The sequence below is a fragment of the Halomonas sp. G11 genome, from assembly GCF_001663515.1.
Taxonomy (GTDB): Bacteria; Pseudomonadota; Gammaproteobacteria; order Pseudomonadales; family Halomonadaceae; genus Vreelandella.
The window spans coordinates 39,571-63,802 of the sequence record NZ_LYXG01000008.1 but is presented as its reverse complement, the minus strand read 5'-3'; the positions used below and the strand labels follow the sequence as shown (position 1 = coordinate 63,802).

The 24,232-nt window shown below is 58.3% G+C and carries 21 protein-coding genes; 7 read left to right on the top strand and 14 right to left on the bottom strand.

What is annotated here, in order from left to right; translation table 11 throughout:
- Nucleotides 1-90 precede the first annotated feature (90 nt).
- The 7 genes from ADS46_RS04665 to ADS46_RS04635 all read right to left on the bottom strand — a co-directional run bounded on the left by ADS46_RS04665 (nucleotide 91) and on the right by ADS46_RS04635 (nucleotide 7,370).
- Nucleotides 91-573 (bottom strand): GNAT family N-acetyltransferase, encoded by a 483-nt coding sequence (locus tag ADS46_RS04665; protein WP_420706094.1) that lies wholly within the window; start codon nucleotides 571-573, stop codon nucleotides 91-93.
- A 100-nt stretch (nucleotides 574-673) separates the two neighbouring features.
- Nucleotides 674-1,666, bottom strand: a complete 993-nt coding sequence (locus ADS46_RS04660) for an LLM class flavin-dependent oxidoreductase (RefSeq protein ID WP_066316921.1) — start codon at nucleotides 1,664-1,666, stop codon at nucleotides 674-676.
- Between the two features lie 142 nt (nucleotides 1,667-1,808).
- Nucleotides 1,809-2,495: an SDR family oxidoreductase gene (locus ADS46_RS04655; protein ID WP_066316919.1), complete on the bottom strand. Its 687-nt coding sequence runs from the start codon at nucleotides 2,493-2,495 to the stop codon at nucleotides 1,809-1,811.
- 99 nt (nucleotides 2,496-2,594) lie between these two features.
- Nucleotides 2,595-3,857 (bottom strand): nitrate regulatory protein, encoded by a 1,263-nt coding sequence (locus tag ADS46_RS04650; RefSeq protein WP_066316917.1) that lies wholly within the window; start codon nucleotides 3,855-3,857, stop codon nucleotides 2,595-2,597.
- Nucleotides 3,858-3,924: 67 nt separating this feature from the next.
- Complete coding sequence (locus ADS46_RS04645; RefSeq protein ID WP_066316914.1) at nucleotides 3,925-5,277, bottom strand: NarK family nitrate/nitrite MFS transporter; 1,353 nt, start codon at nucleotides 5,275-5,277, stop codon at nucleotides 3,925-3,927.
- Between the two features lie 298 nt (nucleotides 5,278-5,575).
- Complete coding sequence (locus ADS46_RS04640; RefSeq protein ID WP_066316911.1) at nucleotides 5,576-6,622, bottom strand: patatin-like phospholipase family protein; 1,047 nt, start codon at nucleotides 6,620-6,622, stop codon at nucleotides 5,576-5,578.
- 25 nt (nucleotides 6,623-6,647) lie between these two features.
- The gene (locus tag ADS46_RS04635; protein ID WP_066316908.1) at nucleotides 6,648-7,370 is read right to left on the bottom strand and encodes a murein L,D-transpeptidase catalytic domain family protein; all 723 of its coding nucleotides are present in this window, start codon (nucleotides 7,368-7,370) and stop codon (nucleotides 6,648-6,650) included.
- A gap of 109 nt (nucleotides 7,371-7,479) precedes the next feature.
- Here ADS46_RS04635 and ADS46_RS04630 point away from each other — a divergent pair, with 109 nt between their 5' ends.
- A complete protein-coding gene (locus tag ADS46_RS04630) occupies nucleotides 7,480-9,114 on the top strand; it encodes a L,D-transpeptidase family protein (protein WP_066316906.1) in 1,635 nt (544 codons plus the stop codon).
- A 75-nt stretch (nucleotides 9,115-9,189) separates the two neighbouring features.
- On the opposite strand, the gene ADS46_RS04625 is transcribed toward ADS46_RS04630, so the two are convergent.
- A complete protein-coding gene (locus ADS46_RS04625; RefSeq protein WP_066317019.1) occupies nucleotides 9,190-10,914 on the bottom strand; it encodes a peptidoglycan DD-metalloendopeptidase family protein in 1,725 nt (574 codons plus the stop codon).
- A gap of 518 nt (nucleotides 10,915-11,432) precedes the next feature.
- On the opposite strand from ADS46_RS04625, the gene ADS46_RS04620 reads away from it, so the two are divergent.
- Nucleotides 11,433-12,347, top strand: coding sequence for a LysR family transcriptional regulator (locus ADS46_RS04620; protein WP_066316904.1), 915 nt, complete (start codon nucleotides 11,433-11,435; stop codon nucleotides 12,345-12,347).
- A 76-nt stretch (nucleotides 12,348-12,423) separates the two neighbouring features.
- Nucleotides 12,424-13,419, top strand: coding sequence for a glutathione S-transferase family protein (locus ADS46_RS04615; protein ID WP_066316903.1), 996 nt, complete (start codon nucleotides 12,424-12,426; stop codon nucleotides 13,417-13,419).
- A gap of 102 nt (nucleotides 13,420-13,521) precedes the next feature.
- On the opposite strand, the gene ADS46_RS04610 is transcribed toward ADS46_RS04615, so the two are convergent.
- Nucleotides 13,522-14,019 carry a PRC-barrel domain-containing protein gene (locus ADS46_RS04610; RefSeq protein ID WP_066316901.1) on the bottom strand — a complete coding sequence of 166 codons (498 nt, stop codon included), beginning with the start codon at nucleotides 14,017-14,019 and terminating at the stop codon, nucleotides 13,522-13,524.
- A gap of 530 nt (nucleotides 14,020-14,549) precedes the next feature.
- On the opposite strand from ADS46_RS04610, the gene ADS46_RS04605 reads away from it, so the two are divergent.
- Nucleotides 14,550-16,262, top strand: a complete 1,713-nt coding sequence (locus tag ADS46_RS04605) for a DEAD/DEAH box helicase (protein ID WP_066316898.1) — start codon at nucleotides 14,550-14,552, stop codon at nucleotides 16,260-16,262.
- A 120-nt stretch (nucleotides 16,263-16,382) separates the two neighbouring features.
- Nucleotides 16,383-17,075: a deoxyribonuclease V gene (nfi, locus tag ADS46_RS04600; protein WP_066316895.1), complete on the top strand. Its 693-nt coding sequence runs from the start codon at nucleotides 16,383-16,385 to the stop codon at nucleotides 17,073-17,075.
- On the opposite strand, the gene ADS46_RS04595 is transcribed toward nfi, so the two are convergent.
- Nucleotides 17,076-17,792, bottom strand: coding sequence for a glutamine amidotransferase (locus ADS46_RS04595; RefSeq protein WP_066316893.1), 717 nt, complete (start codon nucleotides 17,790-17,792; stop codon nucleotides 17,076-17,078).
- Between the two features lie 99 nt (nucleotides 17,793-17,891).
- Between ADS46_RS04595 and tpx the strand changes: the two genes are divergently transcribed.
- Nucleotides 17,892-18,395, top strand: coding sequence for a thiol peroxidase (gene tpx / locus ADS46_RS04590; protein WP_066316891.1), 504 nt, complete (start codon nucleotides 17,892-17,894; stop codon nucleotides 18,393-18,395).
- Here the strand turns inward: tpx and ADS46_RS04585 are convergent.
- Nucleotides 18,385-19,068: a gamma-glutamyl-gamma-aminobutyrate hydrolase family protein gene (locus ADS46_RS04585; RefSeq protein WP_066316889.1), complete on the bottom strand. Its 684-nt coding sequence runs from the start codon at nucleotides 19,066-19,068 to the stop codon at nucleotides 18,385-18,387. The genes tpx and ADS46_RS04585 overlap by 11 nt on opposite strands.
- Before the next feature lie 76 nt (nucleotides 19,069-19,144).
- Nucleotides 19,145-20,155, bottom strand: coding sequence for an amidoligase family protein (locus tag ADS46_RS04580; protein WP_066316886.1), 1,011 nt, complete (start codon nucleotides 20,153-20,155; stop codon nucleotides 19,145-19,147).
- 141 nt (nucleotides 20,156-20,296) lie between these two features.
- Here ADS46_RS04580 and ADS46_RS04575 point away from each other — a divergent pair, with 141 nt between their 5' ends.
- Entirely contained in the window at nucleotides 20,297-22,783 is a 2,487-nt protein-coding gene (locus ADS46_RS04575) for a mechanosensitive ion channel family protein (protein WP_066316884.1), read from the top strand.
- On the opposite strand, the gene ADS46_RS04570 is transcribed toward ADS46_RS04575, so the two are convergent.
- Nucleotides 22,700-23,131 carry a hypothetical protein gene (locus ADS46_RS04570; RefSeq protein WP_066316878.1) on the bottom strand — a complete coding sequence of 144 codons (432 nt, stop codon included), beginning with the start codon at nucleotides 23,129-23,131 and terminating at the stop codon, nucleotides 22,700-22,702. The genes ADS46_RS04575 and ADS46_RS04570 overlap by 84 nt on opposite strands.
- Nucleotides 23,132-23,169: 38 nt before the next feature.
- Complete coding sequence (locus ADS46_RS04565) at nucleotides 23,170-24,159, bottom strand: J domain-containing protein (RefSeq protein WP_066316868.1); 990 nt, start codon at nucleotides 24,157-24,159, stop codon at nucleotides 23,170-23,172.
- Nucleotides 24,160-24,232 lie beyond the last annotated feature (73 nt).

Genomic DNA, 24,232 nt, shown 5'->3' with positions numbered 1-24,232 from the left:
GCGTAAAAATCGTTAATAAATGCGAGACGGTATCCAATCACGAAGGATACCGGCGAGCAACCTGCACCAATGCCATTGACGTGGTAGATTTTAACGCTGGTGTTCAAGGGTTTTATGCATGACGTAGGTATCGACCTCGCCAAGGCGGGCGTGACGATAAGCGTTAGGCACCGTCCCCACAATGGCAAACCCCAGGCGCTGCCAGAGTGCGACTGCCACCTCGTTGGTGGAGACAACCGCATTGAACTGCATGGCCCTGAAACCCAGCTCGCGAGCGAACTGTTGTGAATGTTCGCACATGGCACGGGCGACCCCTTTGCCACGCGCGGCGGGGGTCACCATATAACCGCAGTTGCAGACATGGTCACCGGGCCCCGCCGCATTGGCTTTTAAATAGTAGGTACCGAGGAGTGTGCCGGTTTCATCCTTGACCGCAAACGTGGCTTGTGGGGCGTTACACCAAAGCTGGTAGGCATCTTCGGCGGTGATATCCGGGTCGATGGCATAGGTTTCCTGGGCCGCCACAATCTGTTGAAAGGTTGGCCAGAACGCCATGAAGTCAGCGTGTGACATTGGAGCATAAGTGAGCGCAGACATGGTGCGGTGTACCTGATCGGGTTGGCTCGGCTGCCATTGGCAGCCGCTATGCAAGACTGACGGCCATTATAAGCGGTTATCGAGCTGCCTCGGCAACTATCTGGTAACTTCTTAGCCGGTCCTGATGGTCGTAGAAGTCACTGTTGATCATCAACTCGTTGGCCCCTGTGCGTTCCTGGAAGTCGGCAAGCCGGGCTTTGACCGTGTCAGGGCCACCAATAATGGCCGCGCCCAGAAACTGCTCGACCTGGGCGCGTTCCATGGGGGACCAGTCCAGCTGTTCCACCGGGGGCAGCGACACCGTTGGCTTGCCGCGGATCAGGTTGAGAAATTTCTGCTGGGCGGTGGTGGCCAGGTATTCCGCCATGGCGTCGCTTTCCGCGGCAATGACGGGTAACCCGACCGTGGCATAGGGGGCATCCAGATGCGCCGAGGGCTGGAAGTTCTCACGATACAGCCGCAGTGCTTCAAACAGATAGCCTGGCGCAAACTGCGCGGCGAAGGCAAAGGGCAGGCCAAGTTTGGCGGCCAGCTGCGCGCTAAAGCCGCTGGAACCAAGCAGCCAGATGGGCACATGCGTACCCTGGCCGGGCACGGCCCTGACGCGTTGCTGGGGCGAGGCATCGCCAAGATAGCCGCGTAGCTCGTCGAGCTGCGCGGGGAAGTCATCAACCCCGGCCCGTGCATGGCGACGCATCGCCTGCATGGTCGCGCCGTCCGAGCCCGGCGCACGACCAAGGCCCAGGTCGATGCGCCCGGGGTAGAGGGTTTCCAGGGTGCCAAACTGCTCGGCGACCACCAGTGGCGGGTGATTGGGCAACATGATGCCCCCACTGCCCACCCGAATACGCGAGGTCTGCCCTGCAATATGGCCAATCAGCACCGCCGTCGCGGCGCTGGCGATGCCCTCTATGTTGTGATGTTCCGCCAGCCAGTAGCGCTGATAACCCAGTTGTTCGGTGTGTTGGGCAAGAGAAACGCTGTCTTGAAAGGTTTCGGCAGCGCTGCCGCCCTGACGAATCGGGGCGAGGTCCAGTACGGATAGTGCGGTAGACGCGAGTGCGCTCATGCATCACCTATAAGGCCGGAAGATGGAGCGTGCCAATGAAATGACGACGTATGGGCGTCAAGCAAATCATTAGCACGCTTGTTAATTAATGGTTATGCGGCCAGGATCGATGAATTACAAGGCAGGGTGTCGGCAAACCACGTTATTCCATTGGCGGGGTAGGGCGAATCAGAATTTCGTTGACGTCGACATGGGCAGGCTGCGATAGGGCGTAAATGACCGCATTGGCGATATCGCGGTCTGCCAGCGCATGCTCGGGCGGTTCGTCAAAGAACGGCGTATCGACCATGCCGGGCTCAATCAGCGTTACCCGCATGCCGGTACCGCGTAGCTCTTCGCGCAGGTTATAGCCGATGCCGGTAACGGCCCACTTTGTCGCGCTGTACATGGAACCTGGAATGGTTGCACGGCCTGCGGCTGAGCCGGTTAACAATACGTGGCCTTTACTGCGTTTGAGCGCCGGCAAGCATGCCTGGAGGGTCAAACCCACACCGTAGACGTTGGTCAAGATCATTTCCTGCCAGCGTTCATGGTCAGCGCCGCTAAAGCCGCCCGGTGAACCACCGCAACCGGCGTTGGCAAAGACGGCATCGATTCGGCCAAAGGTTTCCAGCGCTTCGTCGACCATGGCGCGCTGTTCGTCCATCTGGGTGACATCCAGCTCGCAGGTCAGCACATTTTCCGGGCCTAGCTCCTGGGCAAGGGCGGTGAGCTTGTCGGTCGAGCGGGCGGCCAGCACCAGCTTGTAGCCCTCACGGGCAGCGGCTCTTGCGGTAGCCGCCCCAATGCCACTGGATGCCCCGGTAATCAGTAATACGTTTCTTTGCATCCTATGCACTCCATACGATTAGCCATAACATCCTATTTAGCATGGCTAATTGAGCGCGGTTGTGCAAATTGTAAGCCTGCGAATGAAAAAGAGTGGGCGTTAGTACCCTGTTTCTTTGCGCTTGAGGATGGTGGATAGGTCGAGAATCGACTGCGCCATGTCCGCCATGCTTTTGCTCTGGTTCATCGAGGTGGTGCGCAAAAACCGGTACGCTTCTTCTTCTGTCATGTCCTGGTGGGCCATGATCAGGCCTTTTGCCCGTTCGATCAGCTTGCGTTCACGCAGGGCTTTGCGGGTATTTTCCAATTCGTCGCTCAGCCCCTGCAATCGGCTGGATTGCGCCTGGGTCAATTCGATCAATGACCGGCCCAGGGGCGAATTAAGCGCATTGGCAGTCAAGTCGCCCAGAGGTTCACCGTTGCTCAAGGCCAGCAGTTGTTCGCAAGGCGCCGGCGAATTACGGCAAGGCTCTGTTTTGGCTTTTTCCAGCCCGACGTTGGCTTGCTGAATCTTGCTATGGCACAGGGCGGTCAGCTGAGCGTTGAAGGCATCTTCCACGTTTTTAATGCTGTCGATGCGCAGCGTGGTGAGTTCATACCAGGTTTCACCCAGTGAGTCCGATGTGTCTGGATGCGAAGCTCGCTGGCGGGCAATATCGCGCAATTGATGGATGCCCGAGAGCGTGCGCGGCGACAGCTCCTCCTGCCAATGTTGCTGTGCTTCGGGAGAAGCGAATTCCTCAAAGGTATCAAAGCAGCGCTGCTGATCGTCGATCAGTTGGCCAAGCAATGCGCTATGGGCGTCGTCGAAATACCCTTGGGTAAAGCCAAAGGCGCCGCATGCGCGTTCCTGCCCCGCCAGTTCTTTACCCTGCATCAAATGGAAAATGGCGACCAGAGCGCGGGTGATATCAGGGTCGACAGCCGTATCGGCCGCTTCAAAGACAATCGCCAGCAGCCCGCTGGTCAGTTGGTTGAAGGCCTGAGTTGCCGCGTCCGGGGTAATGGCAAAGGTGTCGATGGCGTGGCGCAGCGTGCTGAGTTCGTCCAGCGCTGCCCATACCGTTGCAATCCGACGCAGTAGACGCGCAGCGGCCTGGGGGCGAGCTTCCTGGCTTAAGGCCTCGAGGCGACGACGCATCAGTGCTTCGGCATCCTGGCTATGCTGGCGGTAAGTCGCGCGGCGTTCTTTGAAGCGGGTGCCCTGTGAAACCAGAAAAATCGTCGACGCGCCCCGCTCACGCTGCAGCATGTGAATGAAGTGGCTGATATCGCCCACAATGTCACACGTTGTCGCCAGATGGGTCAGGTTATCGATATCGCAGCGTTTGGCGGTTAACAGTAGCTGTTGAGCTGAAGACATAATGCGTTTCCTTTGTGCTCACCGCCATTGATTGCGCACTTCCAGGAAAGTGCGCAATCGGCGTCGTTTAGCGTAACGATAGGGCGCCCGCCCCGGTATCGTCGCCGACCGCTTCTCGGTAGGCGGTTGCCTCTTCGGCTTCTTGCGCATCGCTGAAGCGTACCAGCAGGACGCATGAGGCCAAGGCAAGGACGGCTAGCCCCAGGTAGAAGAGGCCTTGCTGATAGGTCAGGCTTTCACTGCGAAACAGGAAGGCGGCAGAGACGGCGCCAACGTTGCCGCCCGCGCCCACAATACCGGCCACCGCGCCCAGGGCTTTTTTATTGATGAAGGGGACCACCCCATAGGTAGCGCCTTCGGCCATCTGAACAAAGAGGCTGAACACCAGCATGATGCCAATCGCCAGGCTCAGTATATGCATCTGTGAGAAGGCGATCAGGGCAATGCCTTCACAAATGAGGGCGACCAGTAACCAGCGCACGCGTCCCTTCAAGCCGCCATGCTTGGCAAACAGGTCAGAAAATATTCCCCCCAGTGTACGCGCAAAGATATTCATCAACCCAAACAGGCCCGCAATCAGGCCAGCGGTGGCAAGCGTCAAATTAAAATTGTCGAAAAAGTAGATGGCGGCAATGTTGTTGATCGTCAACTCCACGCCAAAACAAATCCCGTACACGACGAACAGCGCCCACACGCGAATATCCTTTGCCGCGACGGTAAAGCTTTGTAGCGCGCCGTTTTCGCCGCTTGCGGGCGGTAGCTCGCCGCGAGCGCGCAGTTCGTCAAAGTTACCGTCGGGTGCATCCTGGGTAAACAGCCAATAGGCAATGCCGGTGAAGAACAGCACGACCCCCGGCACGACCATGGCTAGCCGCCAGCCCAGCGCCTCGTTGACCCCCAGCATCAGCATGCCGGCAAAGATCAGCGGCATGACGATCTGGGTCGTGCCGCCGCCCAGGTTCCCCCAGCCTGCACTGGTGGCGTTGGCGGTACCCACAACGTTGGGCGCAAACATGATGGAAGTATGGTATTGAGTGATAACGAACGACGCACCGATGGCCCCAATCGCCAGGCGCGCAAGCAGGAAGGTTTCAAAGCTGTCGGCCAGGCCGATGCCCATCACCGGGATGGAACCGAGCAGCAACAAGCCGGAATAGGTCTTGCGTGGCCCGAGGCGGTCGCATAATACGCCGATCACCAGGCGGATAATGACGGTGATCGCGACCGAGGCGATGATGGTGTTACCGATCTGGGTCTGGGTGAGAGCTAGGTCTTCACGTACCACCGCCATGAGCGGCGCAATGCCAAACCAGCCAAAAAAACAGAGATGGAATGCAAACCACGAAAAATGGAATGCGCGCATTTGTGGCGTAGAGAAATTGAGCAACCGAATACGGTTGGCTTTGTTGCGAATATCCATGGGATGGCCTCACGGGTTCTTTTACGAGTTCAATACCCTGCGCGTGAAGCACGCAGCGTCATCGGTTCACGAGAACATGCCTTCTTCATTGAAGGTCAGGTTCGACGCACTCGTACCCGATTGGGCCTGGTCCACGCCTACCACCACTGCCTGTAATTATGCAAAGTGGTTGCCATGGCTGTATTTTTTTATCTAAATCAGTGAATTATAGTTTGCTGAATAACGGCTGAGGGGCAGGCTTGGAAGATAACGGTCGCGTTAATGCTGCATTATTGGGCATCAGTGCACCGGATTTGGCCTAGTTTGGTGCTGCAGAAGGCGCCGAGCTCTCATCCAGATAGACATCGTCGATATCCAGCGTGGAGCGTTCGCCGAGCGCATCGATGTTGTCTTCCAGCCAGCGGTCGGCAGCGGCATGGCCCTGTTCAAACAGATGGCAAAGAAAGGGCCACTCGGCATTCAGCTTGCTGGATACCGACAAGGGCAGTAGCGCGCCTTCACCACTGATGCGATGGAACAACGCCTGCTGGTAGCAGTTTTCGATACCCTGGGCGTCAAGCACCTGTTTAAGCATGGCGATCATGCGCACTTCTTTGATTAGTGCTGAATTGAAGGTGATTTCGTTAAGGCGGTTCATGATGGCCGACGCCGTGGTGGGTAAGGTGTCGCGTCGAATGGGGTTGATCTGAACGAGCAGAATATCGCGTGCGCTACATTCTTCCATCAGCGGGAACAGCGCCGGGTTCCCCATATAGCCGCCATCCCAGTAGGCTTCCCCATCAATCTCGACGGCCTGGAACACAAACGGCAGGCAAGCGGAGGCCATGACCGCATCCAGGCTCATCTCATGGCGACGAAAGACCCGCTGCTTGCCAGTACGGACGTTTGTGGCAGTCACGAACAGCTTGAGCTGTTCACAGCGGCGGACCCGATCAAAGTCGATCCGTTCGGCCACAATTTCACGCAGAGGATTCACGTTGAGGGGATTGAACTGATAGGGCGAGACCAGTCGGCTCATCAGGTCCATGGCGATATAGCCGGGCGAGTGTTCGAGACTCCAGTTGCCGGTCAGCTTGTCCAGCGGTGAGCGACGGATAGGGCTTGCCATGCCCGCTCGGCTAACGGCCTGCCAGAAGTCGCGCAGTGCCTTGCGGGCGGTTTCTTTATCGCCGCGGGTGAGCGCGTCGGCCATGACCACGCCGTTCATTGCTCCCGCGCTGGTGCCGCTGATGCCCTCGATCTCGACCCGGGAGTCCGCCAGCAAGCGGTCAATGACGCCCCAGGTGTAGGCCCCGTGAGAGCCGCCGCCCTGTAATGCCAGGTCTAAGGATTTGGGGTGAGTCATGGGCTTGCCTCCTGGATATAGGGCGTTAAAAGCGGTTGGCAAGTGACGGCGCGTTGGGGCAGTTTATCACCTGTGAGGTCGCGACCCATTCCTGGTCAGGGTAATAGGCAAACACATAGTGGTCGCCCTTTAAGCTATCAATCAAGGGATAGGTGATTTCTTCGCGAACCGCCGGGCAGCCGTGGCTGCGTCCCAGCCGCCCCGTCTGGTCAATAAAGGCTTCGCTGACGTAGTCGGCACCATGGATCACGATGGCGCGCTCATAGGCGTTGTCGTTAACGTTCGCCTCCAGGCCCTCGAGGCGCAGTGAATAGCCATTGCGGCCGTAGTAACTGTTCATCGTCTTAAACAGCCCGATGCTGGATTGGTGGCTGTCGGGGATGTTGGAAAACGTCTCCGCCTGGGCATCCCCCGACCCTTGACCGTGGGAGACCAGTTCCTGGAACATCAATTCATGCCGGGCCAGATCGAACACCCAGAGCCGTGGTTCGGTTGACGGCAGTGAGTAATCGATCACCGCCAAGCGCTCGGCGTGAGGGTCGCGGCAGCTGAGCGCCTGAGCGGCGAGGCGAAGCGCATCCGGGCTGGCGCCTGGCGCGAGCTGAAGCAGTTGGTGGTTTAACGGCAGAACGCCATCCGGTGGTTCACTATCGAGTTGACTAAAAAAACTGGAAGCATGGACGGGAAGTGACAATAACGTGGCGGGAAGCCAAATAAGCCAGGTACGAAGCGAAAAACATGGCACCATATAAGTCCATCCTGGAAGTGGAGCGCGGTTAGTCGGTCATTAACACGCTATTATAACAATTAAGTACGACACACTATTGGGAACGTCATAGTAACGCAAGGAGAGGGCAATGAACGAGCGGCAGCCATTAAGACGATGGGCAGTAGGCATGGCGCTTTGCCTGAGCGTGGGTGTGGCGGGTAGCGCGGGTGCAGACACCGCGACACCAATAAGCGAGGCGCTGGAAGTGCGTTTGGCGGCGAGCGAGCAGCGTTTGCCTATCGATAGCTTCTATCAATACCGCAATTATCAGCCAGTATGGACGACGGCCGACAGTGTGGAGGCACTTGTGGCAGGGCTCAATGAGCTTGAGCAGGACGGCATAAACCCCGAGCACTATGCAGCAGCGTCGCTCATGGCGGCGTTTGAACGCAGCCAGGCAGGCGGGGAGTCCGCCCAGGTGGCGTTTGAGTTGCAGGCGAGCCAGGCGCTGTTGCAAGCCCTTGATCATTTGAATCGTGGCCAGGTCAACCCCCGTCGGCTGAGCGCTCAATGGGATGCCGAGCGGCCGTCGCGGGGTTACTCGATGAGGGCGGTGGCCGAGGCCGTGAATCAGTTGGATATTGCGGCGGCGCTTGACCAGGCGCGTCCAGACTCCTCGGCGTACCGTCGATTAAGGGCGGCGTTTATTGATTTCCAAACGCGGTCATTGCAGGCGAATGCGCCTTACCTCGACCATCGTGAAGAATCGTTGCGACCTGGCGACCAACATGATGATGTGCTGACCCTGCGGCATCGATTGACCCGCTGGGGTGAGCCGCACCTGCTCGCGGCGAATCCTCAGGCTTATCCCCAGATAGACGTCGATGTTCCTGATCAACGTCAGTTTGATGCTCAGCTTGCGGCGGCCGTCAAACGTTTTCAACGGCGCCACCTGCTTCAGGAAGATGGGGTGGTCGGCGAGCAAACCCGCCGAGCGCTTAACGTCCCCCTGTCATCGCGGGTCGAACAGCTCAGGGTGAATCTTGAGCGCGCGCGGTGGATGGGGGCTCAACCGGACGATGGGCCGAGGGTGTGGGTTGACCTGGCCGGTTACCGGTTGCATTACACGCGGCCAGGTGGTGAGCACTGGCAAACCCGTGTCGTGGTAGGTTCGCCTCAGCGGGCAACGCCGGTGATACAGTCGGCGATCACCCACTTAACGTTAAACCCGAGCTGGACCATTCCCCCCACTATCCTACGCGAGGACATATTACCCCGGGTGCGGGAAGATATTGACTACCTGGCCGAGGAGAATATTCAGGTAGTTGATTTTGACGGTAACCCGGTGGATGCTGCTGAAGTCGACTGGCAACGACCGGGCAGTGTCATGCTGCGTCAGGTGGCGGGTAGCGCGAATCCATTAGGCAGCGTCGTCGTGCGTTTTCCCAATGACCATATGATCTATCTGCACGACACGCCGGCTCAGGGACTTTTTCAGCGGCACCAGCGCGCACTGAGTTCAGGCTGCGTCAGGGTGGAAGGTGTCACCCAGTTTGCCCAGTTGCTGTTAGAGGATACCGGCAGTACGGCGCAGGTGGCGAGCTTGGTGGCCAGTAGTCAAAGCGATCGGCAGCTCAGCTTGCCGCGTCGCGTGCCCATCGCGCTGCATTATTTGACGGCCTGGCCGAATGCTGAGGGCGAGGTCGAATTTCGACCGGACATATACGGCCACGATGCAGCCGTGGAGTCGGCACTCAGCCAACCCGTACGACTTTCAGGCTAATGGCTGCGTAAGCAGCCTCGTTGGGTCACACAAAAAAAGCGCCACAAGTGGCGCTTTTTGGCAGGAACGAGAGGGTTATTCGCTGTCGTCGTCCGATGTGTTGCCGACCAGGCTGATCGTGCCGGTTTCACCGCTATCAAGCGCCGCCAGTATAGGCTCGGCCTGGCGCTGGAACGCGATAAGGGTATCGCCGTCCAGGCTGGTGTTCTCGGGCAACTCAACGGTCATCGCGTTGACCGGTGAATTGTTGACGATGACCTCGTAGTGCAGATGCGGGCCAGTGCTGCGGCCGGAGTTGCCCGACAGCGCAATGCGCTCGCCCATTTCGATCCGCTCACCCTGGCTGACCAGAGGTTTTGAAAGGTGTAAATAACGGGTGCGGTAGCCGTTGTCGTGACGAACGACGATGTAGCGTCCGGCGGCGTAATGGTTGGCGACCTTCTCGACACGACCGGAGGCGGGAGCCGTAATGGGGGTGCCGATCGGCATGGCAAAATCGGTACCGTTATGCGGACTGATGCGCCCGGTTACCGGGTGCTTGCGCTGCGGGTTGAAGCCGGAACTCAGGCGGTAGTTGCCTTCAAAGGGGCGGCGTGCAAAGGCCGGGTCCAGACTCGCACCTTCCGGTGTATAGAATTTGTTGTCGGTCGCATTGCGCACGACGGTCAAGTTCATGCGCTCGCCCTGGTATTTAACCGCCAGCACACGTGAGTCAAGCGTTTCGCCATCAATCATGTCAGACTCGACGAGCACCTGAAAATGATCGCCGCGACGGCTGTCGCGGCGAAAATCGAGTTTTTTCTGGAGCAGTAGGGTCAATGCCGTAACGGCGCCACTGCTAAGGCCCGTCGACTGGGCGGAGCGGGCAAAGCTGCCGCTGACGGTACCGGCATAAAGGCGTTGAACCGGCTCGCCTTTACGCTCGATGGCGGTGATGTCGTACTGATCGTCCTGACGTTCAACCAAGACCCCTTCGCGGGTATTTTTCATCATGCGCAGCGATAGCAGGCGACCTTCTTCGTCAAGCTGGTAATCGAAGCTGTGACCTGCACGCCAGTGGGTCAGCATTTTGGGGTCGGGCACGTCGTCAAGTAGCTCCAGGACTTCGCTGTAACCCAGGCCTAACTGGTTTTGGGCCAGAACGGCAAAGGTTTCGCCCGACTCAACGATATGGGTTTCCCACTGGGGGACAAACGGCTCTTCTGCAGCAAGTTCCAAATCAAGGAAGGACACATCCCCGAACAACTCTGCGCCGTAATCTTCATAAGAGGTGGCATCGTCTTCGTAGGAGGTGGCGTCGGCAACCTGGGTGGATGGCATGTCGTCGACATCCAGCATGCCGCTGGTCAATGTGCCGACCACAATGGCCATGTGCAATGCGCCATCGTTGAGAGCGGGTGCATTTGCCGGGCTCGTGTCACTGAGCACGGTGGATGTAGGCGTTAGTTCGTTTGCAGTCTGAAGATTGACATCGGCTTCTGCGTCTTCGATAACGCCCAGGTCGACAATTTCGGTTGCTTTCAAGTCGCTCAGCGGGATGTTCTCGCGAGTCGCATCGAGCGCACGGGAGGCGCGGTCAATAGCATCGGCCACGGGGGTGCGTTCGTTATGTAAGGTGGGAACACCCGGGGTGGTGTCGCTTGGAAGAGGGACCAGGACGCTCTCCATTGAAGCGTCGGGTTGATTCAGTTCGTTGTATGTCGTTAACAGTTTTTGTGTGCCCAGCACCGTAACCATGGTGGCTACCGGTAACAATAACAATTTATGCGTGCGGGGCAGCGAATGAAGGATTCGCAACATGGGTAAATGGACCGCCGAGTTCGTGATTTTAAAGTAACAAAAGTGAATAAACCCACGAACCATAACCCATGATAGCAAGGGTTCCTAGACTGTATATACATCCATAAAATGGACTTACGCTTAAATGCGCAAGAATATCGCATAACCTGCTATTTTCGAACGCCGTTTGCTAAAAAATGTAATGGTCGTCGATAAACATCCGTGTCATAGGCTGTATAAGTTGATAATTTTTAGAACTTCCATGTGCTTAGCTAAATAAGCATGGGCGTATTTATGGCTACGTAAAGTATTTATGTAAGTGGTGTCTAATAATTTGGTGCTAAAACCTCCCCAAAAGTGGCCCTGCATGGCGACAAGGGTTCGTCATCAGGGCACGTCCTGCAGATAAACGTCTTGCAGAATAGTTAGTTCAGGTTACGGTAATCCGGGCCATAAGCTGGCACTATGGTTTTATCGAAAGTTGGGGTTTTATCGAAAGTTTGGCGATTGTTTCGCTGTTTTGCGTCGGGGAAATCGAAATGTCTCGGGTAACACTTGCACAGTGGCAGATGTTAGCCGCCGTGGTTGACCATGGGGGGTTTGCTCGGGCCGCCGAGGCCGTGCATAAAAGTCCCTCAACGCTAAACCACGCGGTACACAAACTGGAAGAACAGCTAGGGGTTCAGGTGCTTGAGCCGATAGGGCGCCAGGTTCGCCTGACGGAGGCTGGTGAGTTACTCCTGAGGCGGGCGCGTCAGCTGATTGAGAGCTCCGAGTCGCTGGAAGACGTGGCCTCCCGGTTGGCCGCCGGACTGGAGGCAGAGGTCGTGCTCGCCATCGATCAGGTGTTTCCTGCGGCGGCCCAGGCGAAAGCGCTGGAGCGTTTTTCTGAAGCCTATCCCCAGGTGCGGGTACAGCTGTTTGAAAGCGTCTTAAATGGCGGCATTGAAATGCTATACGATGGCCGCGCGGACCTGGTGATATCGGGCATCGAGGCGCAAGGGTTTCTAGGGGAGCCGTTGGTCATGGTGAAGTTTGTCGCCGTTGCCCACCCCACCCATGCGCTGCACCGGTTGGGTAGGTCGCTGGATCTGCGTGACCTTGCCCAGCACCGTCAGCTGGTAGTGCGGGATTCTGCACTTCGCCAATCGACTAACGCGGGCTGGTTAAAAGCCGAACAGCGCTGGACGGTTAGCCATCTGAATACCTCGCTGGATATGCTCAAGCGTGGTCTCGGCTTTGCCTGGATGCCGGAAACGCGCATTGAACAAGAGCTCCGTGATGGACAGCTCAAGCCATTGCCACTGGCAGCGGGCAGTATTCGAGAGGTTCCTATCCAATTGATTTTTCGCGATCAGGACAGGGCTGGGCCGGCGGCTCATGCCATGGCCGCAGCGCTGCGCCAGGCGGTGAGTGAGTGTGCTCCCGAGGATTCGATTGCATCGAATGAATAGCGCTAAAACATCCGCTTGAGTCGCGTGTTCCCAGGCGTATGCTGAATCAACGCTAATCGCTTTGAGGAGATACACCATGGGGCTGCTGATTGACGGCAAATGGCACGACCAGTGGTACGACACCAAGAAACACGGGGGCGAGTTCGTCCGAGAATCGGCCCAGCTACGCGACTGGGTAGGGGATTATCCCGGAGTCGAAGGTAGCTGCTACCCGGCTGAAACCAACCGTTATCATCTATATGTATCGCTGGCCTGCCCCTGGGCGCACCGCACGCTGATCATGCGAGCCCTCAAGGGGCTCGAGTCGGTTATCGGGACGTCCCACGTCAGCCCGTTAATGCTTGACCAGGGATGGACGTACCATCAGGACGAAGGTGCCAGCGGCGATCCTGTCAATGGGGTCGAGTTTCATCGCCAGCTTTATACAATGACTGATCCCCACTATACGGGGCGTGTCACCGTTCCCGTGCTGTGGGACAAGCAGCGTAACGCGATCGTCAATAATGAATCGGCTGATCTGGTGCGGATACTCAATGAAGCCTTTGATGAGCTGACCGGCAATGACCTGGATTTCTACCCCGATGACTTGCGCGACGTGATTGACGAGGTCAATGCCGACGTTTATGACCACATCAATAACGGTGTTTACAAGTCAGGTTTTGCCACCGAGCAGCACGTTTACGAAAAACACGTCAAGGCGCTGTTTGATGCCCTGGAACGGATGGAAAAGCGCTTGGCGCAACATCGTTACCTGGCAGGTGAGTGGTTGACCGAGGCGGATATTCGCCTGTTTACCACCTTGATTCGCTTCGACGCGGTGTATTACGGCCATTTCAAGTGCAACGTGAAGCGTATTGAGGACTTCCCCAATCTCTCCAACTACGTGCGCGAGATTTATCAGTGGCCGGGGGTGGCGGAGACGGTCAACATGGACCACATCAAACGCCACTATTATTACAGTCACGACATCATCAATCCCACACGCATCGTTCCGGTGGGGCCGGCGCTGGACTTTGATCGTCTTCATGATCGCGAACGGTTGTCCGGGAAGGGAATACGCCGCAAGGCCTGATCAGGCGCCCGGAAACCAGAAAGCCACCTGGCGGTGGCTTTCTGGACTGTTCCGCAAAGGGAATCCGCTCCGCGAAAGGAGCCTGCGCGATCAGTCTGACATTTATTCTTCGTTGATTTCTTCGTCAGGATCAATGGCCTCGCGGGTTGTTTGCCAGGCGCTTTGGACACCCTCTTCGGTGCTTTGCCAAGCATCGCGGGCATTTGCCTTGGTCTGCTCCCACCAGTCGCGGTCATAAGTGGGGAAAGAGGTCACTTCCTCTTCCGAGGCGCTGATGAGAACACGATGCTCGGTATCTTCACCGTCAGTATCGGTTTCCAGGCTGAAGTAGTCGGTGTCGACCACGATTTCTCGACCGCCCAGACCAAGGACAGAGCCACTTTCGACGACCAGGGCGCTGACCTGCATCTCTTCGTTCAGCAGAATGTCGTCCACATTGCCAATTTCTTCGTTGATGTCGCCCTCGAGATAGACATCGGCCCCCATGATCTCGGCGGCGGAATACATGCCTTGTGGCTCGTCAGTCGCAGCGTTGGCATTGAAAGCGACTCCGCTTAGCAGGGCTGCACTTACGGCAGTGGTAATCATTGATTTACGCATAGCATCTTTCCCTGTGGCTAAAATATTGATATCCAATTAATGCACCCATCAGGCTAGACCAAATACGATAGCGTGCAAAGTAGGAGGCGCTCGAAAAAAACACTGAAATGGCTGGTCAGGTACTCGCGGCGGTGTTAGGATGCGCACTCCTCGCATGTGCTGACCCCACCATCAAGACGATAAGCGTTTGCCTGTGTAGTCATGAGCCGTTTTCGATACGCTCCCTACAAAGCAACGTTTGCTGGAACATCTTGCTCAGGCCAGATGTTGACTGCTGTGAAGATGGCGCGCCTCCAGTATTTCACCAAACGGGTGAAATCGGCGCAACAAGGTCGCCACGGCGGATTGAGCCGCTATCAAGCTGTCAATCCGGATGCTGGGTGCGACCGGCGTCTCCGACTCCACCGATGACGATATCCGCTACGCGGAGCCATGTTCTTTGATGCTGCCTTGACGTGCGCATCATTAAACGAGTCAGAGACGCTTACGATGTTTTTTGCCGGAACAACCGGCCTACCAAGGTGTGATTAATGACCTCGACTTCTGTCGCTTCGCCGAGCTTCGGCGATCTTGCTTTATTGCCTGCCGTTCTGACTGCTGTTGAATCTCAGGGCTATGAAACTCCCTCTCCCATTCAGGCGCAGACCATTCCTGCGTTGCTCGAAGGCCGGGATATGCTGGGCCAGGCGCAAACCGGTACCGGTAAAACCGCGGCGTTCGCATTGCCATTGTTATCGCGTCTGGAACTGACGCGCCGTGAGCCTCAGGTGCTGGTCATGGCACCAACTCGCGAGCTTGCTCAGCAGGTGGCTGTCTCGTTCAGTAAATACGGTCAAAACCTTAAAGGTCTTGAAGTGGCTACCCTGTGTGGTGGTCAAGAGTACCGTGAACAACTCGGCGCGCTGAAGCGCGGTGCCCAGGTCATTGTCGGCACCCCTGGCCGGATTATCGACCATCTCGACCGCGGCAGCCTGAAACTCGACGGCCTGACGGCGCTTGTGCTGGACGAGGCGGACGAAATGCTGCGTATGGGCTTTATCGACGACGTAAAACGCGTGGTTGCCGATACCCCGAAAGATGCGCAGCGTGTGTTCTTCTCAGCGACACTGCCCACTGAAATCGAGCGCATCGTTAACCGTTACCTGGTTAACCCGGTTAAAGTCGCGATCGAGTCGGGCACCACGACCGGCGAAAACATCGAACAGCGCATCGTACGTGTTGACGGCGGCGCCAAGCTTGAAGCGCTGTCGCGCATTCTTGAAGTCGAACCGGTCGATGGCGCCATCGTCTTCGTCCGTACCCGTGCCGCCTGTACCACGCTGGTTGAGCAGTTGACGGCGCGTGGCGTTAACGCCGCTGGCCTGTCGGGTGACCTTGACCAGAGCCTGCGTGAGCGCACCATCACCCGTTTGAAGCGTGGCAAGGTCGACGTATTGATCGCCACCGATGTGGCTGCCCGTGGTCTTGACGTGTCGCGGATCACCCACGTCATCAACTACGATCTGCCCCAGGATGCAGAGGCTTATACGCACCGTATCGGTCGTACTGGCCGTGCCGGGCGTAGCGGTATCGCGATTACCTTTGCCGGTTTCCGTGAAGGTCGCAAAGTGGGCTGGATGGAGCAGGCAACCGGTCAGAAAATGACCGAAATGCCGCTACCTGACGAATCTGCTATTCGTGCGCACCGGGATGAAGTGTTCCACCAGCGCGTCATTGCCTCGTTGACCAAAGGGGCAGAAGAACAGCGTGCGCTGATCGAGCGTCTGGTCGAAGAAGGCCATGACCCGATCGAGCTGGCCTGTGCATTCTCTGCCATGGCCCGCGCTGATGAAGCACCGATTGGTCGTTTGCAGGCACCGCGCAAAGAGAAGCCCTCGCGTGATGGCACGTCTGGCGGCAAACCGGGTGCTCGCCGTGAGCGTTCAAGCACGCCCAGCGAAGGCATGACCCGCTACCGCGTTTCTGTCGGCCATAAAGACGGCGTCAAGCCCGGTCAACTGGTCGGTGCGCTGGCGAACGAAGGCGGTATCGAAGGCGCTCGCATCGGGCGTATCGATATCCGCAACGCCTTCTCGGTGGTTGAACTGCCCAGCGGTCTGCCGTCCACCATTCTGACGAAAATGGCCCGTGCCCGTGTCTCCGGCCGTCCGCTGGAAATCAGCGAAGACAGCGCCCCTGAGCGTGCCCCGCGCCGCCGCCGTGATGAAGGCGATGCGCCGGTCCGTCGCCGCGAACGCGCCTAAGGTGCCATCAGTTGCCGCTTAGCGGTCACTGGTGATATCCCGACGCCCCCGTGCCTTCCCAGGTGCGGGGGCGTTTTTTTTGCTACCGTGTTCATCATTTAACCGCTCAAGGATGAAGCCATGTCGGCACCGCTACACGAATGGAACCTTGCGCCCCGGGACGCGATGGCGCTGCAGACTGAGTTGGCAAAGCGGCTCGAGCTGAGTGACCGACTCGACCCGGTGCGCCACATTGCCGGGGTGGATATCGGCTTTGAGGATGGCGGCGAAACAACCCGGGCAGCGGTGGTGGTGGTCAAATGGGACCCTGATACGGCGCCTGACTTAAGCGTGATAGAGCAAGTGGTTCACCGCGAGCCCACGCGCATGCCCTATATCCCCGGGCTGCTGTCGTTTCGAGAAATCCCCGCTGCGCTTGGCGCCTTCGCAAAGCTGACCGTTCAACCCGAACTGGTGATGGTGGACGGACAGGGCATCGCCCATCCACGGAGACTGGGGGTGGCTGCTCACCTGGGGTTGTGGCTGGACACCCCCACCATTGGCATTGCCAAATCCCGGCTGACGGGCCGCCATGCCGAGGTAGGCGAGCAGCGTGGCGATTGGGTGCCGCTCACTGCCCGCGGCGGCGAGGTGATTGGCGCCGTATTGCGCTCCAGAACCAGGGTGAAACCGGTGTTTGTATCGCCTGGCCACCGCCTGTCACTGGATACGTCGTTGCAATGGGTGCTGCGCTGCCTGGGGGCGACCAAACTGCCAGAGCCCACCCGTCTGGCAGACCGTCTCGCCTCGCGGCGGGATCAAAGACGCGGTTGATTACACAAACGCCAGGAAGCGGCGCAGCAGACCGGATGCCTCTGGCGTGTCGTGAACCCCACTGATCAGGGCGTCGGGGTCTTCACCCTGATCGCGCAGCGCTGCCCGCTGACGCTCAAGATACGCCCGCATCACCGGTGCAGTGAATTCGGGGTGAAACTGCACGCTCCATTGGCGTGGTCCATAGCGCAGTGCCTGATGGGCATCGTGGCTGTTATGCGCAAGCACCGTGGCATTGTGGGGTAGTTGCATGACCGATTGCGCATGGGTGAGATGCGCCGGGAAGGACACGGGCAACTGGCTGAAGAGGGGGTCCTGCTGGCCGGCCTGGGTAAGCCGTACCCGATGCGTGCCCGATTCCCGACCGGCGGGGTGGTAATCGCTGACGCCGTCAAAGGCCGCGGCCATGAGCTGGTGCCCGTAACATACGCCGAGCATTGGCACGTCGTCGGCCAGGGCCTGCTTGAGCCAGGGCTTTAGCGCTTCACTCCATGGCGGCGCTTCACTCACCATGCTGTGCGAACCGGTGATAACCACGCCAGCCAATGAGGCGGGCGAGGCCGTTGGTGTGTTCTCCCGCGCATCCCATACGTTTAACGTCATGCCATCAGGTAGCGCCTCGCGCAGCTGCTGGATAAAAAGCTGCTCGAAATCACCGTGCTGTTCGACCACTTCCGGGAAGGCATCACCGGTTTTAATAATCACTAAAGAAGGCATGATGGCTCTCGTCTTGACGCGGTGTATGACAAACCCAGCTAGGATAATTCCCTTTTAGGATGCAGTATAGGCATCCCATACTATGTTCAGGAGCCTGATATGCAACAGATTACCCGTGCCGGTGAACCGATGGATGTCGCCGGCCGTTTGCCAGCCCCAGGAGAAGTGGCGCCTGCCATGACGCTCACCAACAGTGAGCTTCAGGATGTCACCCTTGATACGTATCAAGGCAAACGCAAAGTGCTCAATATTATTCCCAGCGTCGATACGCCGACTTGCGCGATGTCGACCCGGCAGTTTAACGAGCTGGCGTCACAACTGGACAACACCGTGGTGTTGGTGGTGTCGGCCGATTTACCCTTCGCGGCCAAGCGGTTTTGTGGCGCGGAGGGGCTGGACGATGTGGAAACACTGTCCACCTTCCGCCATCGCGAATTTCAGGAAGCCTGGGGCGTAGCGTTGTGCAACAGTGCCATGGAAGGGCTATGCGCCCGCGCCGTCGTGGTGCTGGACGCCGATAACCGGGTGCTGCACAGCGAGCTGGTCAGTGAGTTGAAAAACCAGCCGGACTACGACGCGGCACTCGCCGCGCTTAACGCTTGATAGTGGCCTGACGGCGCTCTGCCGCCGCCACCAGCGCGCGAATCAAGCGCTGCTGGGGGCGGTTGAACACCAGCCATTCGGGGTGCCATTGCACGCCCAGCAGAAAATCGTGGTCACGGGACTCAATACCCTGAACCAGGCCGTCGCGGTCGCGGGCGACAATGTCGATTCCCTTGCCAGCCCGGTTGACGGCTTGATGGTGCAGGCTATTAACGCGGCACCAGGACACGCCGAGCAGGCGGTGCAGCTTACTGGCCCCGACGATATCGACGGTCTTGCGTGGGAGCACCGTGCGGCGCCGCTTGATGCCCTCATGGGTGGTATAAATATCCGGGTCCAGGGTGCCGCCCAGGTGGACGTTGATCAGTTGGGCACCCCGGCAGATGCCCAGTACGGGGGTGTGCCGCGGGATAAAATGTTCCAGCAGTTTGAGCTCCAGCTCATCCCGGGCTGGGTCAAGGCGCACGCCTAACTGCACCTCCCCGCCATACAGGGACGTCTGAATATCATCACCACCGCCGATGATGAGTCCATCCAGGTCGTCGGGCATGGGTCTTGCCGGTGATAAACGCAGCGGTCGGCCGCCGTGGCGCCAGACCGCAAACCAGTCGAAACACCAGGCAAGCTGGCTTTTTGCATCGGAAGTGGTAATGCCAATTAACGGGCGGGCCATGCAAGGGCACTCTTGGTCAATGTGAATGAATAGACGGTAACAGGCATATCGCAAAGATGATGCGATCAACGCCTCGTCAGAAGCGCTCATCCCACCAGCGCTTGGCGCGGCTTGCCAGGCGAGTGATCAATGGCCGGTTATGCTGGGCGATATAGTGATCACAGCGTGCGGCAAGGGTCTCCTTGGAGGCTGCCAAGCGTTCTACGGCGACCCAGCGGTTCCATTCGGTGACGCCTCCCCAATGGGACTCCGAAAGCTGCGCATTAGGTAGGCGGTAATGAAACGTTGGCCGTGGTTGGGTCAACTCACCATGCAATAGCTTGTGCGGGTGGTCAGGGCGAAGGTAAGCAAACAGGGGCAGTAAATCCAGTTCCCGGTTGCGGGTGGGGTTGTAGTACAGGTAGTCATCAATCAGGGTGTCGATATCCGGCGTGTACTGACGGTTTAATACCTTGAGCGCATACTCTTTGGGGAAGGGGTTGGCGTGGGGCAGCACTTCGCGGGTGATGTCCACCTTGATCTCGCTGCGCAACCAGCTTGCCAGGAGCAGGTAGGCGCGCAGCATCGACAGCAGGTAATCCACATCTTCGCGCTCCACTTCAGGGTTGAGGTGTAACCCGAAACCGTAAAGTAAGCTGGCATCCGTGCCTTTTGCCCCATGGGTCCGCAACGCTTCGAACAGCGTATCGAGCTCGTCGAGTTCGTTCCAGGGCACCGGCGGGCACACGATCTCTGTGGGCACCAGACCCGTTACCATATCGCCAATCAGCTCGCGGGTCTTGCGGTGGAACTCCAGGCGGTGCTGGTGCTGCTGGCGCGACCACTCGCTGTCCAGCTCGTGGTGTTCCTCCAATAACGCCCGGTCAGGATGCGCATATTGGGTATCCAGTTCAATACCAAACTCGCCCCAGCGGGTGCCTTCGACCAGTAGCCGGTGGGGGCTGACCACGTTAAGCTCACCACCAAACAGTTCGCACACAATCAGAGCTGTGTCACGTGGGGGCAAGCCGGCGAACTCGATTTCGACACCGACCTTGCGGGTTTCGCCCTTTGAGTTCCACCCATTAGGTGGCGCTTCTAACGTCATCTCGGCATCCTGTGAGGTGAACGATTTGTGGGCTCAGCCTATCATAGTCACGCACTTGGGCTGAGAATATTCGCTCAGCGAGCCCTTTACGGGGATAATCATGCGGCATTGCCTTTTGATGCCTTGGTTCAGGAGTAATATGTGCGACCGCACTGGCTAATCAATACCGTTGTTCGTTTTATTTTCATCATGCTGATGGGCGTCATGGCGTCCCACGCTCATGCACAGGCGATCTCGTTGCCAAGCCTCGGCGGTGGTGAATCGGAAGAGCAGAACGACGTCAGCAGTGAGGACTTTCAGGGCTCGCTGAATGACGTGATTTCAGTGCTCGAAGACGAAGAGCGGCGCAGTGAGTTGATCAACTCGTTGCGTGAACTGCAAACGACCACGCAAGAAGCCAGTGAAGATGAAGGGGTCGTTCGCCAGGGGGTGCTGGGGGCGCTTGCAGATACGCTCACCGACATCGGCGAGCAGGCTCAGGCGGGTGGTTCGCCAGTAGAGGAATGGCAGCGTCAACTGGTCAACGGCGGTGAGGGATTGCGAGCTGTGGCCAGTAGCGCCAGTCGAGGCGAGATGATTCGTGCGGTGGCCGAAGGCGCTGTGCTTGCAGTGGTCTGGATTGTGCTGCTGGTGTCCATGATCGGTGCGGGAAGGGTGATCGCCAAGCGTCGCAAGTGGCCGCTGGATTTGCCCCGCGACCCTAAAGGCTGGCTGATGGTCGTGCACTTCTTTCGGCGTATCCTGCCCTGGACACTGGCGTTTGCGATCACGCTGGGGATCGGCCAGTTGATGGCTTACAGCCCGGGCCGGACCATGGTGCTGGTTGTGGCCTATATTTGCGTTTGTGGTCGACTGCTATCGGTGGTGTTTGAAACCGTTGTGGCTTTCTTCAGCCGTGGGCATCGGTTTACGGCCGTGCAATTGCTGCATCAGCGTGCTCTGCGCAGCCTGTTTGTCATTGGTGCGCTGATTGCACTGGGCGACGCGGTGAATTCGAGCCGCATTGTCGAAATGCTGGGCACCGAGCTTTCCAGCCTGGTGTCCGTGCTGGCCAATATGCTGGCAGCGTTGATCTCGGCGCGTTTCGTGATCAAATTCAAGCGTCCAGTGCGCCACCTGATCTGTAATCGCCCCTACCGGCAACGGCGGGATGCCAACACTGCTGTGGAGATGATTCGTGCGCTCGGTGGGCTGTGGCATATCCCGGCACTTTTGTTGGTAGGTGGCTCGCTGCTGGCGATCTTTATTACCGTTGGCGATGTGGGTACGGCACTTGCCCGATCGATCATTTCGGCGAGCCTGCTGGTGCTGACGTTGGTCGTGACGGGCCTGCTGCGTCGTCAAGCCGAACGCTTGGGTAAGCGCCGCCACCGCCGCCGTCGGCAGAGTCAGTATCGCAAGCGCCTGGAGCGTTTTGGGTTCGTGCTGGCACATATTTGTGCCTGGGTGGTTTTTGCCGAACTGTCGATGCAGGTGTGGGGTAGCTCGATGTTTGGCCTGGGCCAGCGCGGCCTGGCCGGTGCACAGCTTGGTCCCGCCCTGGTAAGCCTGGGGGGAACCGTGCTGCTGGCGTGGCTGGTATGGATATTTGCCGATACGGCCATTCAGCGGGCGTTGATCTCATCGACGCGCTCCCGTGGCAAGCGGGTCAATCAGGCCCGCGCGCAAACCATCACGCCGATGATCCGCAACGTCATTTTTATCACGATTCTGATTATTGCCATTATTGCCGGACTTGCCAATCTGGGCGTTAACGTGACCCCGCTGCTGGCGGGTGCCGGTGTCATCGGTCTGGCGATCGGCTTCGGGGCGCAAACGCTGGTACAGGATCTGATCACGGGTATTTTTATCCTCATCGAAGACTCCCTGGCCGTGGACGATTTCGTCGAAATCAACGGCCACATGGGCACGGTAGAAGGCCTGACCCTGCGCACGGTCAGGCTGCGCGACCTCGACGGCATCGTGCATATCATCACGTTCAGCCGCATCGAATCGATCCACAATATGTCCCGGCAGTTCGGTATTGCGCTGATGCGTATCCGGATTCCCCACGACATGAAAATAGACGATGCCATCCATTTGATGCAGGAAACCGCCCAGGAACTGCGCAAGGATCCGATGATGCGCCACCATATCTGGTCGCCGCTGGAGATGCAGGGAATCGACAGTTTCGACGATGGTGGGGCGATTTTGCGCATGCGGTTCCGTACCGCACCCGAAATGCAATGGGACGTGGCCCGCGCCTTTAACCTGATGCTGAAACAACGCATGGAAGCCGACGGTGTCGACCTGGGCGTGCCACGTTTGAGTGTCAGCATGGAAGGTCAGGCAGGCGGCCTGATGGCGCCTGACAGCAGCGTGGAGATGAACCTGGAGGGTGGCAGTGAGGCTGACCACGGCCAGTCCAGCCAGAATGCCAGCGATTCTGAAGAGGCAGCAGAAGGGAGGGAAAGACCAACGCCCCCCAAACCTGCCCCCATGCCGACCAAAGCCGAAATCAGGAAAGATGAGCGGCAGCGTAAGGGAAGTGAAGAAGACCGTCGTCTATCCCGCGGCAAGCCCCAGGCAGAGGGCAAATCCCATTACGACGCCGATACCGGCCCCGGTGGCGAACACGGCGACGAGTAGCCAGGGGCCTCGCCAGCGACGCCAGCGGTTGTACAGTGAGACCGCGTTGCTGACGCGGTCGACCAGTTCATCGTGGCGCGAAATGGCATGATCTGGGGGCAGTGAAAAATCGTTGGCCACATCACCTTGCCAGTGGGCCCCGTGGGTCAAGCCGAGCCGCGCACGCAGGCAGCCAATATCGTTGAGCGTGTGGTGCAGCGTATCGTAGGCCTCACGGTGCTCGTTGACCGCGAGAACACTCTCAGCGTCCTGGCGTAGGGCACTGTTGGGGCAGCGCATCACGGCATCCTGGATGTCGTGCTCACTGGCCTCTGGTGAAAGCGATAGGCGTTGATACAAATCGCGCATAAGGATGGTCTTGTTCCGTCGGTCGCTGCTGCGTCTTTTTAGTAGGTTTGCATCAGGTAATCATACGCGTTTTTGATGCGCTGAAAACGTGCGGATGCCAGGGCCACCTGGTGTTCGCTTTCGGTGAAAAAGCGGTCCGGGTGATGAAGCTGTGCCATGCGCCGATAGGCGAGGCGCACGTCGCTACGACTGGCTCCCGGCGGCAGTCCGAGTACCGCCAGGGCACGCGTGGTGCGGTCCGGAGGAGGCGCGGTGCGTTGCCACTGGCGGCGTTCTCCCTGGGCGCGTTCGTAACGGGACCGGTCTTGCCGCGCCTGCTCCCGTTGAGCCTGTTCGCGGCGGCTCTGGTCATCGCGTTGCCGTTGGCGTTCACGCTCCTGTCGGGCATGCGCCTGACGCGCCTGGGCCTCTTCCTGTTGGCGCTGCTTTTCCTGCTGTTTACGCTGTTTTTTCTGTTTGCGTTGCTGGTGTTTCTCGTCAGCCTGCTGTGCGGCTTCATCCCGCGCCTGCTGTTCAGCGGCGGCCTCGCGTGCCTTTTGGTTAAAGTAGTCCGGATTGTGACGTTGCCAATAGGCATGACGGCTGGGGTCCTCGGGGGACGTTAATGGCCTGCCGGTTAACTCATAAAACAGGGTGCTCAGCGTTGTGGGTGTCACATTGAGCAAGTCCGCCAGAAAGCGCAGGATATAATGGTTGGCCAGCGACAGGTCGCCGTCATCGGTTGCCACCGTGATCGACTGATGCAGGACACTCAGGCTGCGTTCTTGCGAGCACTCTTTACGTAGAATCTCGGCGGCCAGCTGAATGGCTTGCAGATCCTGATTATGGGCAATGCTCATGACCGGCCCCAATTCATGCCCATGACGAAACTGCGCCGTGACCTGGGCCAGGCGACGGCGTCGCTGGCCTTCCGACACGTGCTGGCGGTTAACAAGTACCCAAGCCAGCAATAGTAGCGTTGCCGTATCCACTTGGCTGCGGCTATTTAACAGCACCAGCTCAAAGGGTGAAAAACGGGCCATGGACATCCAAAGGCTCCCAAAGTGAAAAGAACAGCGGGCAATAGTGGCGTCAGGCGTGCCTTAAGGCAAGGCCTTCACC

Excerpts from the sequence above, each read along its gene's own strand:
- ADS46_RS04665 (WP_420706094.1), bottom strand. The coding sequence starts at position 573 with ATGTCACACGCTGACTTCATGGCGTTCTGGCCAACCTTTCAACAGATT.
- ADS46_RS04660 (WP_066316921.1), bottom strand. The coding sequence starts at position 1,666 with ATGAGCGCACTCGCGTCTACCGCACTATCCGTACTGGACCTCGCCCCG.
- ADS46_RS04655 (WP_066316919.1), bottom strand. The coding sequence starts at position 2,495 with ATGCAAAGAAACGTATTACTGATTACCGGGGCATCCAGTGGCATTGGG.
- ADS46_RS04650 (WP_066316917.1), bottom strand. The coding sequence starts at position 3,857 with ATGTCTTCAGCTCAACAGCTACTGTTAACCGCCAAACGCTGCGATATC.
- ADS46_RS04645 (WP_066316914.1), bottom strand. The coding sequence starts at position 5,277 with ATGGATATTCGCAACAAAGCCAACCGTATTCGGTTGCTCAATTTCTCT.
- ADS46_RS04640 (WP_066316911.1), bottom strand. The coding sequence starts at position 6,622 with ATGACTCACCCCAAATCCTTAGACCTGGCATTACAGGGCGGCGGCTCT.
- ADS46_RS04635 (WP_066316908.1), bottom strand. The coding sequence starts at position 7,370 with ATGGTGCCATGTTTTTCGCTTCGTACCTGGCTTATTTGGCTTCCCGCC.
- ADS46_RS04630 (WP_066316906.1), top strand. The coding sequence starts at position 7,480 with ATGAACGAGCGGCAGCCATTAAGACGATGGGCAGTAGGCATGGCGCTT.
- ADS46_RS04625 (WP_066317019.1), bottom strand. The coding sequence starts at position 10,914 with ATGTTGCGAATCCTTCATTCGCTGCCCCGCACGCATAAATTGTTATTG.
- ADS46_RS04620 (WP_066316904.1), top strand. The coding sequence starts at position 11,433 with ATGTCTCGGGTAACACTTGCACAGTGGCAGATGTTAGCCGCCGTGGTT.
- ADS46_RS04615 (WP_066316903.1), top strand. The coding sequence starts at position 12,424 with ATGGGGCTGCTGATTGACGGCAAATGGCACGACCAGTGGTACGACACC.
- ADS46_RS04610 (WP_066316901.1), bottom strand. The coding sequence starts at position 14,019 with ATGCGTAAATCAATGATTACCACTGCCGTAAGTGCAGCCCTGCTAAGC.
- ADS46_RS04605 (WP_066316898.1), top strand. The coding sequence starts at position 14,550 with ATGACCTCGACTTCTGTCGCTTCGCCGAGCTTCGGCGATCTTGCTTTA.
- nfi (WP_066316895.1), top strand. The coding sequence starts at position 16,383 with ATGTCGGCACCGCTACACGAATGGAACCTTGCGCCCCGGGACGCGATG.
- ADS46_RS04595 (WP_066316893.1), bottom strand. The coding sequence starts at position 17,792 with ATGCCTTCTTTAGTGATTATTAAAACCGGTGATGCCTTCCCGGAAGTG.
- tpx (WP_066316891.1), top strand. The coding sequence starts at position 17,892 with ATGCAACAGATTACCCGTGCCGGTGAACCGATGGATGTCGCCGGCCGT.
- ADS46_RS04585 (WP_066316889.1), bottom strand. The coding sequence starts at position 19,068 with ATGGCCCGCCCGTTAATTGGCATTACCACTTCCGATGCAAAAAGCCAG.
- ADS46_RS04580 (WP_066316886.1), bottom strand. The coding sequence starts at position 20,155 with ATGACGTTAGAAGCGCCACCTAATGGGTGGAACTCAAAGGGCGAAACC.
- ADS46_RS04570 (WP_066316878.1), bottom strand. The coding sequence starts at position 23,131 with ATGCGCGATTTGTATCAACGCCTATCGCTTTCACCAGAGGCCAGTGAG.
- ADS46_RS04565 (WP_066316868.1), bottom strand. The coding sequence starts at position 24,159 with ATGTCCATGGCCCGTTTTTCACCCTTTGAGCTGGTGCTGTTAAATAGC.